Annotated in this window: 11 protein-coding genes; 5 read left to right on the top strand and 6 right to left on the bottom strand. The window is 71.1% G+C overall.

What is annotated here, in order from left to right; genetic code table 11:
- The first annotated feature begins 14 nt into the window (after positions 1-14).
- On the top strand, positions 15-506 hold the full coding sequence (locus OG485_RS20715) for a YbjN domain-containing protein (protein WP_328669807.1): 492 nt from the start codon (positions 15-17) through the stop codon (positions 504-506).
- A 165-nt stretch (positions 507-671) separates the two neighbouring features.
- Positions 672-2,432 carry a glycosyl hydrolase family 28-related protein gene (locus OG485_RS20710; protein ID WP_328669806.1) on the top strand — a complete coding sequence of 587 codons (1,761 nt, stop codon included), beginning with the start codon at positions 672-674 and terminating at the stop codon, positions 2,430-2,432.
- Positions 2,433-2,468: 36 nt separating this feature from the next.
- Here OG485_RS20710 and OG485_RS20705 read toward each other — a convergent pair whose 3' ends face one another.
- On the bottom strand, positions 2,469-3,260 hold the full coding sequence (locus OG485_RS20705; RefSeq protein ID WP_328669805.1) for a helix-turn-helix transcriptional regulator: 792 nt from the start codon (positions 3,258-3,260) through the stop codon (positions 2,469-2,471).
- A 115-nt stretch (positions 3,261-3,375) separates the two neighbouring features.
- Here OG485_RS20705 and OG485_RS20700 point away from each other — a divergent pair, with 115 nt between their 5' ends.
- Positions 3,376-3,834, top strand: a complete 459-nt coding sequence (locus OG485_RS20700) for a DUF2000 domain-containing protein (RefSeq protein ID WP_328674575.1) — start codon at positions 3,376-3,378, stop codon at positions 3,832-3,834.
- A 109-nt stretch (positions 3,835-3,943) separates the two neighbouring features.
- Here OG485_RS20700 and OG485_RS20695 read toward each other — a convergent pair whose 3' ends face one another.
- Entirely contained in the window at positions 3,944-5,260 is a 1,317-nt protein-coding gene (locus OG485_RS20695; protein ID WP_328669804.1) for an MDR family MFS transporter, read from the bottom strand.
- 195 nt (positions 5,261-5,455) lie between these two features.
- On the opposite strand from OG485_RS20695, the gene OG485_RS20690 reads away from it, so the two are divergent.
- Together OG485_RS20690 and OG485_RS20685 are read left to right on the top strand one after the other, a co-directional pair.
- Positions 5,456-6,217 (top strand): phosphoglyceromutase, encoded by a 762-nt coding sequence (locus OG485_RS20690; RefSeq protein WP_328669803.1) that lies wholly within the window; start codon positions 5,456-5,458, stop codon positions 6,215-6,217.
- Between the two features lie 105 nt (positions 6,218-6,322).
- Positions 6,323-6,946 (top strand): hypothetical protein, encoded by a 624-nt coding sequence (locus tag OG485_RS20685; protein WP_328669802.1) that lies wholly within the window; start codon positions 6,323-6,325, stop codon positions 6,944-6,946.
- Positions 6,947-6,984: 38 nt separating this feature from the next.
- Here the strand turns inward: OG485_RS20685 and OG485_RS20680 are convergent, their stop codons facing one another.
- The 4 genes from OG485_RS20680 to OG485_RS20665 all read right to left on the bottom strand — a co-directional run bounded on the left by OG485_RS20680 (position 6,985) and on the right by OG485_RS20665 (position 14,138).
- Positions 6,985-8,970 (bottom strand): PA14 domain-containing protein, encoded by a 1,986-nt coding sequence (locus tag OG485_RS20680; RefSeq protein WP_328669801.1) that lies wholly within the window; start codon positions 8,968-8,970, stop codon positions 6,985-6,987.
- Between the two features lie 228 nt (positions 8,971-9,198).
- A complete protein-coding gene (locus OG485_RS20675; RefSeq protein ID WP_328669800.1) occupies positions 9,199-9,741 on the bottom strand; it encodes a hypothetical protein in 543 nt (180 codons plus the stop codon).
- 174 nt (positions 9,742-9,915) lie between these two features.
- Positions 9,916-13,710 carry an ATP-dependent DNA helicase gene (locus tag OG485_RS20670; protein WP_328669799.1) on the bottom strand — a complete coding sequence of 1,265 codons (3,795 nt, stop codon included), beginning with the start codon at positions 13,708-13,710 and terminating at the stop codon, positions 9,916-9,918.
- 275 nt (positions 13,711-13,985) lie between these two features.
- On the bottom strand, positions 13,986-14,138 hold the full coding sequence (locus OG485_RS20665; RefSeq protein WP_328451008.1) for a hypothetical protein: 153 nt from the start codon (positions 14,136-14,138) through the stop codon (positions 13,986-13,988).
- Between the last annotated feature and the right edge of the window lie 767 nt (positions 14,139-14,905).

Raw genomic sequence — 14,905 nt, 5'->3', positions numbered from 1 at the left:
CGTACGCTCGGCCCATGGCTGACGCAGCGTCGATCATCGAGCGGGTCCTCACCGAGGCCGAGCTGGAGTGGGAGAGCCCCGACGCGGGCTCGTACGTCGTGAAACTGCCCGGCACCCGCAAGCTGTCGACGACGGTCTCGCTGATCGTCGGCAAGCACTCGCTGTCGCTGAACGCGTTCGTGATCCGCCACCCCGACGAGAACCACGAAGCGGTCCACCGCTGGCTCCTGGGGCGCAATCTCAAGCTCTACGGGGTCGCCTACGCGGTCGACTCCCTCGGGGACGTCTATCTGGTCGGCAAGCTGCCGCTGACCGCCGTCACCCCGGAGGAGGTGGACCGTCTCCTCGGGTCCGTCCTCGAAGCCGCCGACGGCTCCTTCAACACTCTCCTGGAACTCGGTTTCGCCTCCTCGATCCGCAAGGAGTACGCCTGGCGGGTGTCCCGCGGCGAGTCGACGCGCAACCTGGACGCGTTCACACATCTGACTCAGCGTCCTGCCAACTGACGCTCGCCGTCCGGCAGTTCCCTGGTGCCCGACCTCCGCTAAATAGCCATTGCGGGACCCTTTCCCCGCGCGGGGTCCCCGTGGCATGCTCGCCGCCGACGCACACCTGAACATCGTTCACGTACATGAAAATCCGCAGGGAAATGCATGGAAGGGCGGACGGCCATGACCGACAGGCACGGGTACGGGTACGGGTACACGGGGATCACCAGGCGGGCCCTGCTCGGCAGTGCCACGGCGGTGGCGGCCACGGCAGTCACCGGCACGACGGCCGCCGCGGCGCCAGGCGCCACCGCGGCGGGCCCGCCACCCGCCCGGGGCACGGCCGCCGCACTGTCCGGCGGCGCGCCGACCGCCTCCGCCCGGTCAGGCGAAGTGCCCCCGCTCTGGAGGGAGTTCGTCCGCTCCCCGTTCACCCACCCGCAGATCCCGTACGTCGGCAGGGCCGGCGCGCACCGCGGGGCCGCGCGCTTTCCCCGCCGGCCCGTCGTGACCGACATCCGCGACCACGGCGCCGTCGCCGACGGCACGACGGACTGCGCTCCCGCGATCAACCGTGCCGTCGCCGCCGCCGGAAGGGCCGGCGGTGGCACGGTCACCATCCCTCCCGGGACGTTCCGCATCGACGACCTGATCCACATCGGCCACTCGAACGTGATCCTGCGGGGCGCCGGCAGCGGCCGTACGACCCTGTACGCGACCCGGAACCTCACCGAACTGATCGGCGCCTACGGATCCCGCTACGGCGGCGACAAGTCGTCCTGGTCCTGGGCCGGCGGCCTCATCTGGCTGGCCCCCACGGCTCGTTGGGACGCGCTCGTCTCCGCCGTCAAGGCGAAGGCGTGGCCCTTCGAGGGCTGGACCGGCAACACACGCGACGCCTGGCGGACCCTCACGACCGTCGAGCCCGCACGCCAGGGCTCCTGGACGGTGACCGTCGCGGACGCCTCCGAACTGCGCCCCGGAGCACTCGTCCTCCTCCGCCTGGCCGACGACGCCGAGCACACGCTCCTGGAGCACATGTCGGGCGGCGGACCCGGGCCCGAGGCGTATTTCTGGGACGACAAGACCAAGCTGACCTCGTACGTCCCCTACGAGTGGCCCGTCCGCGTCGCCCGGGTGCGCGGACGACGCGTGACCTTCGAACGCCCTCTCCCGCTCGACGTACGCCCGGAGTGGAACCCCCGGCTGACCACGCACGTCGAGGAGCTGACCGGCTCGGCGGTGGAGGGGCTGACCCTGGAGGCCGTCGAGACACCTCAGTCCCCGCACCTGCTCGACAAGGGCTACAACGGAGTCGTCCTGCAGTGCGCCTACGACTGCTGGGTGGACGACGTCACGGTCCGCCACGTCGACAACGGATTCGGGCTCGTCGCCGCCTCCGCCTGCACCCTGCGCCGTACGACCGTCGCCGGACGCGGCTCGCACCACCCGTACTTCTGCCGCGAGGGCTCGCACGACAACCTGATCGAGGACTTCACCGTCGAGGAGCGCACCGTTCCCGCGCCCGCCGGAACCCAGTTGCACGGCATCAACGTCGAGGGCCTGTCCTCGTACAACGTCTGGTCGCGCGGCGACATGCGGATGGGCACCTTCGACTCCCACCGCGGACTGCCCTTCGCGAACGTCCGTACCGACATCACCGTCGACAACGACGGCCGGCACGGCGGCGACGCCTCGGCGGGACCGCTCTTCGGGGCGCGCTTCACGCACTGGAACATCCGGGTCACCAACGGCCGGGCCGGTCTGATGAAGATCGACGGCCTCGCTCCCCGCAGCGCCACCGTCGGCGTCAACGAGGTCACCGAGTCCGACCAGATCGACGTCCCCGACTTCACCGGGGACCTGCACTCCCGGCTGGAGCTGTACGGGACGACGGACGTCGTACGGCCCCGCAATCTCCACGAGGCCCAGCGCGACCTGTAGGCCGGACGGACCTGTAGGCCGGGCGGAACCGTGGGTTCACGACCGTGCGTACCGCCCCGGAGTCACCCCCACCAACCTCCGGAAGTGACGGGTGAGATGGGACTGGTCGTAGAAGCCGGTCAGGGTGGCCACCTCGCCCGGCGGGCGTCCGTCGAGGAGCAGGCGGCGGGCGCGGTCCACGCGGCGGGACATCAGGTACTGGTGCGGTGCGATGCCGAACGCGCCGCTGAACGCCCGGACCAGATGCGCGGGGTGGGCGTGCGCCAGCCGCGCGGCCTCGTCGAGGGTGACGCCTTCCACGACCCGCTCGTCGAGGAGCTCGCGCAGGCGGAGGGCGAGCGGCCGGTCGGCGGGCGGGAGTTCCGGCGCCGACCGGGGGAGGAGCAGCGCGCGCAGCCGGTCCGAGATCAGCGTCAGTCTGCTGTCGGCCTCCAGCTCGTCCCCGGGGCGGGCGAGCGCCGTGTGCACCTGGGCGACCCGGGCCCGCAGTACGGGATCCGCGAGATCGGGGCCGTCCACCGTGGGGCCGATGAGGTCGTCGGCGAGGCGCGAGCCGTCGAGGTAGAGGACCCGCTTGCGGAAACCGTGCTCGGTGGCGGGAGCGCCGTTGTGCGGGATGTGCGGCGGGAGCAGGGTCACCGTGTCGCGCGGGGTGCCGTGCTGGTGCCGGTCGAGGTCGTAGCGGACGGCGCCGTCGTCGACGATCAGCAGGGTCCAGGCCTCGTGCACGTGCATCGGGTACGCGTACTCGGTGTAGTGCGCGTGAAAGACCTCGACGATGCCCGGGACGCCGGGGCGCCAGGCGGACGTCTCACGCTGGGGGGCCATGCAAAGAACGTACAAGACGACGGGGTACGCGGCTCGGCAGTCTTCTCGCATGAGCAGCGAGACCGACATGAACCCGTCCGGCGAGACCGACATGAACCCGTCCGGCGAGACCGGGATGAACCCGTCCGGTGCCGGCGGCGCGGGCCTTCCGGACGCCGCACCCGTCCGCTTCGACACCAAGATCACCGTTGTCCTGCGGGACGACCTGGAGCCCTGGCAGCGGCTCAATGTGACCGCCTTCCTGGTCAGCGGCCTGGGGACGGCCGTCCCCGAGGTGGTCGGGGAGCCGTACGAGGACGCCGACGGGATCTCCTACCTGCCGATGTTCCGGCAGCCGGTGCTGGTCCTGGAGGCCTCGAAGGAGACGCTGACCGCCGCCCATGCCCGCGCGCTGTCCCGTGCGCTGCCGCGAGCGGTCTTCACCTCGGACCTCTTCGGCACGGGCAACGACCGGGACAACCGCGCGGCCGTACGAGCCGTGCCGACCGGCGAACTGGACCTGGTGGGACTCGCGGTGTACGGACCGCGTAACGCGGTGGACAAGGTGGTGAAGGGGGCGCGGATGCATCCGTGAGGTGCGGACGCATCCGCGGAGCGGACTTCCGGGCGGGGTGACGCCGGGCCGGGTCGACGCCGGGCCGGGCCGGGGTGTCCCGGTGCGGCCGGTTCCGCAGGCCGGGGGCTCAGGCGAGGGTGACTCCGGCTCCGGCACCCTGGGCCGGCTCCCGCACGGAGTCGGGCACGGACTCCCGTACCGATTCCTGTACGGAGTCGGGGACCGATCCTGCCCCCCGGACGGACTCCTCCGCCGGAAGCCGTCGCATGAGCAGCCCGTACCCGAGACCCGCCGCCGTGCCGACCACCGCGCACAGCCCCCAGAGCCAGACCGCGCCGAAGCGGTCGATGACGACGCCGGACATCACCGGGGCGATCAGCGCGGCGAGGGCCCAGGAAAGCGTGTACATGCCCTGATAGCGGCCGCGCCCGTGGACGGGGGAGAGGCGGACGACGAGACCTGTCTGCGTCGGGGCGTTGACGATCTCGGCGAGGGTCCACACGCAGACGGTGAGCGTGAAGACCCCGACCGACCCGGCGAAGGCGGTGAGCCCGAACCCGTATCCGGCGAGCAGCGACGAGATGACGAGCAGCGACTTGGGGTCCCGGTGCTCGATGAAACGGCCGACCGGGATCTGGAGCGCGACGATCATGACGCCGTTGACGGCCATGGCCATGCCGTAGTCGGCCGGGGTGAAGCCGGCCCGGCCCATGGCGACCGGCAGTCCGACGGAGCCCTGCTGGAAGACGAGGGCGACGAGGAACGACAGCCCGACCACGCTCATGAACCGTCCGTCGCGCAGCACCGTCCCGAGCCCGACCGCGGGTTCCGCGTCCTTGGCGACCTGCACCGGCCTGGACTCCGGGAGCTTCGCGAAGACGACGAGCGCGCAGACGAGGGTCATGGCGGCCTCGATGAGGAAGCCGGCGAGGTAGCTGAACTCGGCGATGAAGCCGGCGCCCATCGAGGAGACGGCGAAACCGAGGTTGATGGCCCAGTAGTTGAGCGAGAAGGCGCGGACGCGGTCCTCGGGCCGGACGATGTCGGCCATCATCGCCTGCACGGCGGGCCGGGAGGCGTTGCTGGCCATGCCGACGAGGAAGGCGACGGCGGCGATGGCCGCGGGGTCGTGCATGAAGCCGAGCAGGGCGACCGAGGCGGCCGTCGACACCTGCGCGACGAGCAGCGTGGGGCGCCGCCCGAACCGGTCGGTCATGACACCCGCGACAAGCGAGGAGATCACGCCGCCGAGGCCGTGCAGGGACGCGACCAGACCCGCGTACGAGGCGGAGTAGCCGCGGTCGAGGGTCAGGTACAGGGCCATGAAGGTGGCGACGAAGGCCCCGAGCCGGTTGATGAGTGTGCTGGTCCACAGCCACCAGAACTCGCGGGGGAGCCCTGAGACGGTCTCTCGGACGGCACGTCTCATGACGGCGGCTGGCATGGATCCCCCACGGATGTAAGCGGCTCGGGCGGTGAGCACAACTTACGAGCCGTCTGTCGTCGAGATCCACTCAATTAACAGATGCCGTCAACTGAAGGGCGTCGGGGCGGGCGGGGGACGGCCGTACGGGGGCTCCCGTGTCCGACAGATGGCCGGAGGCGCGAGCTGTCGCGGGGTTCGATTACGCTCGGAGCCATGGCCGACGCACCGTACAAGCTGATCCTCCTCCGCCACGGCGAGAGCGAATGGAACGCGAAGAACCTGTTCACCGGTTGGGTGGACGTCAACCTCAACGAGAAGGGCGAGAAGGAGGCAGTACGCGGCGGTGAGCTGCTCAAGGACGCCGGCCTGCTGCCCGACGTGGTCCACACCTCGCTCCAGAAGCGCGCGATCCGCACCGCGCAGCTGGCGCTGGAGTCCGCGGACCGCCTCTGGATCCCGGTCCACCGCAGCTGGCGCCTGAACGAGCGTCACTACGGCGCCCTGCAGGGCAAGGACAAGGCCCAGACGCTCGCCGAGTTCGGCGAGGAGCAGTTCATGCTCTGGCGCCGCTCGTACGACACCCCGCCGCCGGCGCTGGACCGCGACGCCGAGTACTCCCAGTTCGACGACGCGCGCTACGCGGCCCTGCCGCCCGAGCTGCGCCCGCAGACGGAGTGCCTCAAGGACGTCGTCGTCCGCATGCTCCCGTACTGGTTCGACGGCATCGTCCCGGACCTGCTGACCGGCCGTACGGTCCTGGTCGCGGCCCACGGCAACTCGCTGCGCGCCCTGGTCAAGCACCTCGACGGCATCTCCGACGCCGACATCGCGGGCCTGAACATCCCCACCGGCATCCCCCTCTCCTACGAGCTGGACGCCGACTTCAAGCCCCTCAACCCGGGCGGCACCTACCTCGACCCGGACGCGGCGGCGGCTGCGATCGAGGCGGTCAAGAACCAGGGCAAGAAGAAGTAACGCGACATCAGTAAGCCCCCGACCTGCTGTTTCTTGGCGGGGCGGGGGCTTTTTGCGTACTTGGGTGCCGGCGGCAGTGTCAGACCATCGCGGTACCGTCGGGCCATGACGTTCGACGGCGGAGCGGCCAGGCGGTTTCGGTCCAGGGATGCGGACGACGATCCTTGGCGGGGTGATGAGCGTCATCGTGTGATGGCCGAGGCGCTGAACCGCTACGGATTGTGGGATCACCTGTCGGCTGAGCTGCGTGAGTCCGCGATGACCGAGACCGCGACCGGCTGCCATCCGCTGCATTTCGACCTCTACTTCGAGCAGGTCGAGTTCTCCGCGGACGGAGAGGGACTGGCCGAGGGCGGGGTCGAGAGGTTCCTTCGAGAGCTGGCACCGGCACTGGTGCGATACGGCGTGGTGCTGGAGGTCGAGACAGTCCGGGATGTCGACGACTACACCGTCTCGATCAACGGGATCCGTTGCGTGGTCTTGAGGCCCGCGGACTGGGAGAGCGGAAGTCCGTGGGCTCTGGCAACCGTCCGTCCCCTGACTGTCGTCAACCAACTGCTCGCCGCTGCCGGGCGTAGCGCGCTGCGTGCTCACACCCTCTACACGGGTGGGAATGATGGACTCGTCCTCCTGATGGATCCACGAGCCGCCGAGGCGATGCGGGCCAGCGGCTTGTTCCCCGAGGACGAAGTGCCGGCGCCGGCCGACGGGACAGTGCGTGCCTACTGAGGTCGTAGGCCCGGCTCCCCTGTCCGAGGTGTCCGGCTTCAGTTGTCGTTGTCTGCGTCCGTGGCCGCGGCGGGGGCCGATTCCGTGTTGTCCGGCATGACCGCGGTGACCCAGTAGTGATGTGCGATGCCCTCGGGGGCGCTCGTGTCCGAGTAGAAGCGGGTGCCGGCGCTCAGCGGGGTGCTTGTCAGCCGTACGTACGACGAGGTGCGGCCGTCCCACCGGTAGACGTGGAATCCCGTCGCGCCGGCACAGTCCTCGGCGTGACAGCTCCAGGTCAGCTCCGCCCAGGCCTCGCTGATCGACCTCGCGGTGAGCTGCAGCGGCGCGCCGGGTGGTGTCGGAATCGTGGGGGTGGCCAGGTCGAGTTCGGTCACGGTGACGAAGGAGAAGGTCTCGCCCGTGTCGAACCGTGAGTTGCCCGACTCGTCGACGGCGACCACGGCGTAGCGCACGGTTTCACCGTCCGCAGGGGTCTCGTCGAAGTAGGAGGGGTGATCGCCGACGCTGTACCACTCTTCCCAGAGCAGGTAGTAGGTCCAGGTGCCCGCCGCGTACTCGCCCTTGTAGACCTGGTACTGCGAGATGTCCTCGCTCTTGCCCGGCTGCCATCTGACCGCGACGCCGTCCTCTCGCGGGGTGGCGCTCACCCCTGCGACGGGAGCCGGTGCCAGTCCTTCACGCGGGGCCACGGCGGAGGCCTTCACGGACTTCACCGACTCGTTCGACTGGCTGTCCACCGCGGTGACCGTGTAGTCGTACTTCTCGTCGTGGAGCACGTACGGGTCGGTGTACGTGGCCGTCCGCAGGTAGTCCTCGACGAGCTCGCCATCTCTGTACACGTGGTAGTGAAGGACGTCCTCGCTCGGCGAGGCGGTCCACTTCAGCACGATGCCGGTGCCGGACACGGGCGAGGCCGTGAGACCGGTCGGCGGGAGCGGCGGGTGGTCGCCGCGGGTGACGCCGTCGACCGCTGACCGCGCGGACACATTGCCCGCCGCGTCCACGGCCGAGACGCGGTAAAGATGGTTCAGCCCTTCCCGGGCGGTGGTGTCCGTCCAGGAGGCGGTGGTGACCGTGGCGACCTTGCTGTAGGCGGGGGCCGAGTCGTCGTCCATGATCTGGCTCGCCCGGTAGACGTAGTAGCGGGCAGCGCCCGCGACCGGCTGCCAGGCCACGGCGATGCCCGACGAGCGGTCCGTGGCGGTGAGCCCCGTGGGTACGGGGGGCGGTGTCCTGTCGGTGGTGGTGACGGTCCGGAGGGGCGAGCTGCCCGATTCGTTGCCGGCCTTGTCCACGGCGCGTACGACGTACTCGTATGCGGCACCGGTGGCGGGCGGGCTGTCGGTGAAGGACGTCGTGGTGGGTGCGGCGATCCGGGTCCAGGCCGTGACGCCGGCGAGGCGCCGGTAGACGCGGTAGCCGGCGAGGTCCATTTCGGGGCTCTTCGCCCAACGGGTGCTGACCTTGAGGGTGGTGGCGTCGTAGGCCGCCGAGACGCCGGTGGGAGTCAGTGGCTTGATGGTGTCGACGGTCGCCGAGGTGCGGGGCGCGTAGCCGAATTTGACGTTGGCGTAGCCCGTCCACGCGACGAAGTCGACACGGATGCTGTGACGGCCGCTCGGAATGGTGAGGTTGACGGTTTTGACCTGGGTCGTGGAGACGTTCTTCCACAGGTCGACCTTGCGGGTGCCGTCGACATAGACGCGGATGCCGTCGCGGACGGCGATGCCGAAGCTGAAGGGTCCCCCGGAGCCGAAGTCGCGGGTGGTCTGCCAGCGGACGCCGAAGTTGTCGCTGGGCAAGGTGACCCCGGCCGGGTCGCCGGTGCCGTAGTCCTCGTTGATCGAGGTGTCGCAGGTGGTCAGCCTGGGCGTACCGCTGAAGGAGGTGTTCGGATGGTACGTGGCCTTCCACACCCCGTCCGCGCAGGTGACGGTGGCGTGGGCGGTGGCCGGCAGGGCAAGTCCCGCGGTGGCCGCGGCGATGGCGGCGGCCGTGGCGCGGGCAGCGCGGAAACGCATGTGCATGAGTATCGGTGAATCGCTCTCGGTCATGGGGGCGTGGAGGACGGCGCCGAGCCATGGGGCCGGGGAGCACCGGCCGAATGATCGCATGTCTGTGCGTTCGCTGTCAGTGCTTTTCTGGAGGCGGCCACCGTCACGGCAGGCCGAGGCACGTATCGCGTCCTGAACGAGGCATGGCCCCGCGAGCGGGCGGATCGGCGCGGGACCGTCGGTGGTGGGGGTCCGTCAGGGGCTCGGCACGGTGGTGCGGAGCCAGTTGGTGAGGGTGGTGAAGTCGATCGTGGTCAGGCCCTCGGACGGGGGGACGTGGTACAGCAAGTAGGGGCTCTCGTACTGTGCGGCCACCCACAGGCGGTCCACGGGGCCGATCTCGTCGTCGACCCAGATGAACGGACGGCCTCCGGCCCGTTCGACGATGGGGCGGGTCTTCCAGTGCAGACCCCGCGGACCCGTTTCGGTCGCCTCGGGCCATTCCAGCACAGGCAGCGGGGGCAGTCCGATCCGTGGGCCGACGGACTCGTTCGCCTCCTCCATCCACGTCGTGGCCCACACCAGGTCGCATCCCAGCGCCGTCAGCCGCGGGCCCACGGCGGGGTCGAGCCGTCCGAGCAGTGGGTTCCCCTCGTCGGGGAGTGCTTCGGAGCCCGATCCGGAGTCGGAGGACTCGCGGGGTGCCCGCGAAGGGCCGAACGGGATCAGGGGGCCGTCGACGTCGAGGAAGAGGATCGGGCGGTCCACATCCACCGTGTTTCCTGGGTAGTTGCTCACCCGGCGGCGTCCCCCGGGCAGTTGTCGCATCAGACCCGTCTTGCTGGACAGGTCCTGGGCAGGTCCTGGACAGGCGTCTCCTGGACAGGTGTTTCTGATCGTCGGGGACGGTGGGTGCGTCCCCGACAGATCAGTCAATCGACCGGTCGAGTCGTGGTCAATCGGTTCAATCGGTCAGTCGGTCAGGTGCAGGGCGGCTCGTGCGTCCGGGCCGTGCCAGCCTGCCGCCGTTCGCCATACGACGTGCACACCGAAGGCCTCCCGGATCGCGTCGGGAGCCCAGTCCTCCGTGGGCGGCTCGGACAGGACCAGGTATCGGACGTCCGCCGGGCGCGCTTCCACCCGGTCGAGTTCCATCAGGCGGGCCGCTCCCGCCCGCAGCTGCGCGTAGCCGGAACGGTCGGCGCCGAGCACCTCGTAGCGGAAGCAGCCCTCCGGGCCCTCCAGGGTCGCGTCGGAGACCGGGGAGTCCGAAGGCCGGAGTCCCGCTCGCAGGAGCGCTGCCTTCAGCTCGAAGCGCACGGCCTCGTGCGTGTTGCAGTCCCGGTCGGCCTGTGCCTCGACGTCCAGTCGCCGCGCGAGTGCCTCGCTCCATGCCGTCCGTCCCTCGGACGAGGCGGCGGACGAGTCGGCGGACGGGGCGGCGGGCTCGATTTCCAGGAGAGCGGCAGTGTTCATGGGGTCGGTGTCCTTCTGTTGTTCGAGTGTTCTGCGGGGCTCGGTCGGCGGGGCCGTGATCGTCCCGGGTGGTGCTGTCTCGGTCGGCGTGCCGGTCCCGGTCGCCGGGGGCCCGGTCTCCGCACCCGTTTCCGGGCCGGTGTGCATCCGATGGCGGAGTTCGTCGCGGGCCCGGTCGAGAGCGTCGGTCCAGTGCCGGAACGCCGGGTCGTCCGTCAGGGCGGCTCGCAGGCCGGGGGTGTCCGCGCCGATCGCCTGCCGGGTGCGCTGGGCGAGGTCCGCCAGATCGCTCAGCCGGTCACGGTCGGCGGAGCCCAGCAGGCGCCAGACGCTGAGCCAGTCGACCCGGTCGCGCCGCAGGCAGCGGCCGGCCATGCCCTTCAGTTCGGCGAGGAGGGCCGTCGTCTCCGGTGGGGCCGCGTCGTCGCCGTTCGCGATGTCCCGCAGGACACCGAGCGCGGCCTCGTAACGGGGAGCCATCCGGGAGGAGATGGGCCGACGCCCGAACTCGCCGGCCGAGACCAGGCTCAACTGGCCTTCGTTCCGGGTCACCCAGCCGTCCAGCCGCGAGCCCGTGGCCGGGGTGGGTTCACCGTGGCGCGGGACGAGAAGGACGGTTCGCTCCGTGTCGGGCGCGAGGACCTTCACCTTCAGGTGGGAACCAGGGCCGGGGCCGAGCACCCGCACCTCGACGGGGGTGCCGACCGGCAGGTCGTCGCCCGTGGGATCGGTGCTGCCGGAGGCGTGGGCGGCGGAGGCATGGGTGGAATCGCCGGGGTCCGTCCCGTTCTCCGGCCGGGCGGCCATGGGCGTCAAGTAGGCGTAGGCGGAGGTGACTTCGCCGTCCGTGCCGTCGGCCGGTGTGCCGAGTTCGCCCGGCAGCGGTGTCGTGTGGAGCACCGTCAGCGTCTGGGTGCTGCGGGACAGGGCGACGTACAGCCGGCGCGGTCCGGCGGGACCCCGCTCGGCGATGGCCGCCGGCTCCAGCACCAGGACATGGTCGAACTCCATGCCCTTGGCCTGGGCGGCGGGGAGCACGGACACGGTCCGCAAGGTCTCCTCGGTCATGCCGTCCACGAGGCCGACGCGCCGACGGACCTCCTCCAGCCAGTCGGAGTCGTCGGGCACGATGACGGCGATCGACCGCGGGGACCGGCCGTCGTTCGTGCCCGCGAGACGTGCCGTGCGGGTCGCCGCGTCGTCCAGCAGCTCCCAGGGAGTCGTGGGGACCAGCCGCACGGCCCCGTCGCCGGCCCGTCGTACGGCCGTCGGGTAGGGCAGGGACGGGGCGATGGCCCGGGCCAGCGGCGCCACGAAATCCATGATCTCCGCGGGGACCCGGTAGCTGGTGTTCAGCTCGGCCACGCGCCAGTCACCCTGCGCGGACAGAATTCCGCCCAGCTGTTTCCAACTGGTGTAGGAATGCGGTCCGGTGGCCTGGGCCAGATCGCCGAGCACGGTCATCGAGCCGGTCGGACACCGTCTGCGCAGGGACCTCGCCTGCATCGGGGTGAGGTCCTGCGCCTCGTCGACCACGATGTGCCGGTACCTCCGCGGACTCTCGCCCGCGATGAGGAAGCGCAGCTCTTCGAGGCACACCAAGTCGTCCGTCGTCCACGGCTCTTCGGCGGCGCTTTCGGCCTTCCGCCTCTGCAGGGAGGCCTGTTCACCCGGGTCGAGGATCCCGTCGGCGCACTCACGCAGTCTGGTGGGGGAGTTGAGCAGGCCGCGCAGTGCCACCTCGGGGCTCAGCGCGGGCCAGACCCGGTCGACGAGGGTGGTGACCTGCCGGTTGCGCTCCAGGTCGCGGCGCACGGTCGCGTCCCTGCCGCGGTGCGGGGCGACGCCGGCGAGTTCGCCCAGCAGCCGGTCCACCAGCAGGGTGCGGAACCGGTCCCTGCGCGCCCGGTAGCCCTCGGTTCCCTCCCGGGCGTCCTGGAGGAGTCCGAGCACCTCCGAGCGCGGCAGACGCAGGGAGGTGCCGCCCACGACAACGACGAAGGCCGGTTCGTCCTGGGCGTGGGAGGGGGCGGAGACGACGGTGTCGATGGCCTCGGGCCGGCACTCGCTCTCCACCCGCCTGCGCAGGACGGCCGCCATCCGTTCGTCGGACTTCACCAGCCGCGCGGTGGGGGAGTCCGAGCCCCGGACCTCCCCTTCCCAGAGACGGCCGAGCTGTACGGCGGTGACGTTCCGGGTGCCGAGGGTGGGCAGGACGCGCCCCACGTACTCCAGGAAGTTCTGGTGCGGGCCCACGACCAGGATGTCCTGGGCACGGAAGTGATCGTTGTTGACGAGCCAGGTCACGCGGTGCAGGCCGACCGCGGACTTTCCGGTGCCGGGCCCGCCCTGGATGACGAGGATGTCCGCCGGGGAACCGGTGACCAGCGCCAGCTGGTCGCGTCTGATCGTCTCGACGATGTCGCGCATCCGGCCGCTGCGCGACCGGCGCAGCTCCCGCAGGAGGAACTCGTCGACCGGCTGCGGCTTTTGACGCCGTCGGCCGGTGGCCTGCCGCTGTGCCGGGACGACGGCACGCGGCCGTGCGTGGCGGCCTCCGGCGGGCGGGGCGGTGGCGCTTTCCGCCTCCGCCGGGGCTTCCTCCGGGGCTTCTCCCGAAGATTCCTCCGGGGCTTCTCCCGAGGATTCCTCCGGGGATCCTCCCGGGGAGTCTTCCGGGACTTCCTCGCCATCGCCGGAGCGAGGGATTTCCGGGACGTCAGGGACGTCGGGTATCTCGGCGGCTTCGGGGAGGTACGGGGCTTCGAGCGGAGCGGGCTCGTCCACGAAACGCGGCGGCAGGCCGGCTTCCTGCCCGGGCTCCGGCGAGCCGGGGTACGGTCCCGCGCCCGGGGTGATCTCGTCCAGGAAGTCCTCGACCCGGCGCCCGGCGCACCGTAACCGGCGCCGCAGGAGCACCTCGCCCGGCGTCTCCGGCCGGGCGTTGTGCCAGCTCACGGCGATCGGGTTCGTCCAGGAGACCACGACCTGATCGCGGGTCTCCGTGTCGAAGACATGGCGTCGTCCGACATAGAACGTCTCCGGCTCGGCGTCGCCCGCCTCCTGGACGTCGACACGGCTGATGACCAGGGCCTCGCCCCCGAGACCGCCGTACTCCTCCGCCGCGCTCACCGCCTTCTCGCGGACCGCGATGCCGTCCTTGCCGCTCGCGGAAGCCGTGGCCGCCGACGGCGACGTCATCTCCGCGAGCCTGGCTTCGTAGCAGTCGTAGGCGCGATCGACGGCCTTCTGCTCGATGGCGATGACCGTGTCCCGTGGTGTCGTGCTCACGTGTGTCCCCTCCTGGCGACGCCCCTCGCGCCGCCGCGGGCCAGAGCCCGCCTCCCCTGTCCCAGAGGTAGCAGAGTTCGTCGGTCAGACCACGGTCAATCAGACAACAGCACCATAATCGTGCAGATTTCGGTCGGACCCGGACGCATCCGATCCTCGCGTGTACGTCTTCGTGCGACGGGCCGAGCCGGAGGGGCGCGGGCCGGGTCACGTGGCCGAGGAAGGGAGAAGGGCCCCGTCGCGGCGACGGGGCCCTTCCGGACGTACGTAGGTGATCAGCCGCACTGGCAGGGATTGCCCGACTGGCAGCCGCAGCCGCAGCCTGAGCCGCAGCCGCAGGCGCCGAACAAAGGGAGGTTCTTGATCTCGGCGGGCTGTTGGGTGTCGCGGTCCTGGGTCGGGTCGGGCGTGCTGGGGGATTCGGCCATGGGTCCCTCCTTCAGGCACGGAGGCGTCGGCGCACACCGCGCCGCACGGCTCCTGTCGCCCATCACATGCCCAGTCGGGCGGGCGCATCAACGGCGCACTGAGGCGTCCTACGCGCCCGGGGTGCGAATTCCGCGCGGGGCGGGCCGGAACCAGGTCACGCAGCCCCGCCCGCGAGCCGCCCCTGCCCGAGGGCCGACTCGGGCGGGCCGTCCCGCGGTCTTGGCCCGCAGGGGAAGCCGGTCCCGCCGACCCAGCCCACCGGGACGGACCTGCCCGCCGCCCCATGTCCGTCGGGGACGACACTCCCGGCGTCCATGCCCGCCGCCCCTCACGGTGACGACTGCCCCGGACCGCCCCCGGGAACGCGGCCGGGCCCGGCCATTCCCTGGGGGGAGCGGCTGGGCCCGTCGGCTTCACGAGTACGGAAGGGGCGCCCGCCCAAGGCAGGCCGGTCGCCGGCCGCTTCCCGGGAGGTCACGCGTCCCACGCTCGGTGCCCGACAGGACTGGGCACCACGGGGTCCGCGCCCGGTGAGGCTGGGCCCCCGCGGCCGGTGCACGGCGAGGCTGGGTACCACCGTGTCCGTGCCCGGTGAGGCTGGGCACTTCCCGGTCCGTGCCCGGTGTGCTGGGCGCCCCGCCGCCGGTGCACGGCGAGACGGGGCGTCCCACGCTCGGTGCCCGACAGGACTGGGCACCACGGTGTCCGTGCCTGGTGAGGCTAGGCCCCCGCGGCCGGTGCACGGCGACGCTGGGCACCACTGTGT

It is taken from the genome of Streptomyces sp. NBC_00328 (genome assembly GCF_036139655.1).
GTDB lineage: Bacteria > Actinomycetota > Actinomycetes > Streptomycetales > Streptomycetaceae > Streptomyces.
The sequence above is the reverse complement of the archived record's forward strand: the minus strand, read 5'-3'. Positions and strand labels throughout refer to the sequence as shown.

What these genes read in the sequence shown, in the direction of transcription:
- OG485_RS20665 (WP_328451008.1), bottom strand. Translation starts at nt 14,138, where the DNA reads ATGGCCGAATCCCCCAGCACGCCCGACCCGACCCAGGACCGCGACACC.
- OG485_RS20695 (WP_328669804.1), bottom strand. Translation starts at nt 5,260, where the DNA reads ATGCCAGCCGCCGTCATGAGACGTGCCGTCCGAGAGACCGTCTCAGGG.
- OG485_RS20685 (WP_328669802.1), top strand. Translation starts at nt 6,323, where the DNA reads ATGACGTTCGACGGCGGAGCGGCCAGGCGGTTTCGGTCCAGGGATGCG.
- OG485_RS20705 (WP_328669805.1), bottom strand. Translation starts at nt 3,260, where the DNA reads ATGGCCCCCCAGCGTGAGACGTCCGCCTGGCGCCCCGGCGTCCCGGGC.
- OG485_RS20710 (WP_328669806.1), top strand. Translation starts at nt 672, where the DNA reads ATGACCGACAGGCACGGGTACGGGTACGGGTACACGGGGATCACCAGG.
- OG485_RS20715 (WP_328669807.1), top strand. Translation starts at nt 15, where the DNA reads ATGGCTGACGCAGCGTCGATCATCGAGCGGGTCCTCACCGAGGCCGAG.
- OG485_RS20690 (WP_328669803.1), top strand. Translation starts at nt 5,456, where the DNA reads ATGGCCGACGCACCGTACAAGCTGATCCTCCTCCGCCACGGCGAGAGC.
- OG485_RS20700 (WP_328674575.1), top strand. Translation starts at nt 3,376, where the DNA reads ATGAACCCGTCCGGTGCCGGCGGCGCGGGCCTTCCGGACGCCGCACCC.
- OG485_RS20680 (WP_328669801.1), bottom strand. Translation starts at nt 8,970, where the DNA reads ATGCGTTTCCGCGCTGCCCGCGCCACGGCCGCCGCCATCGCCGCGGCC.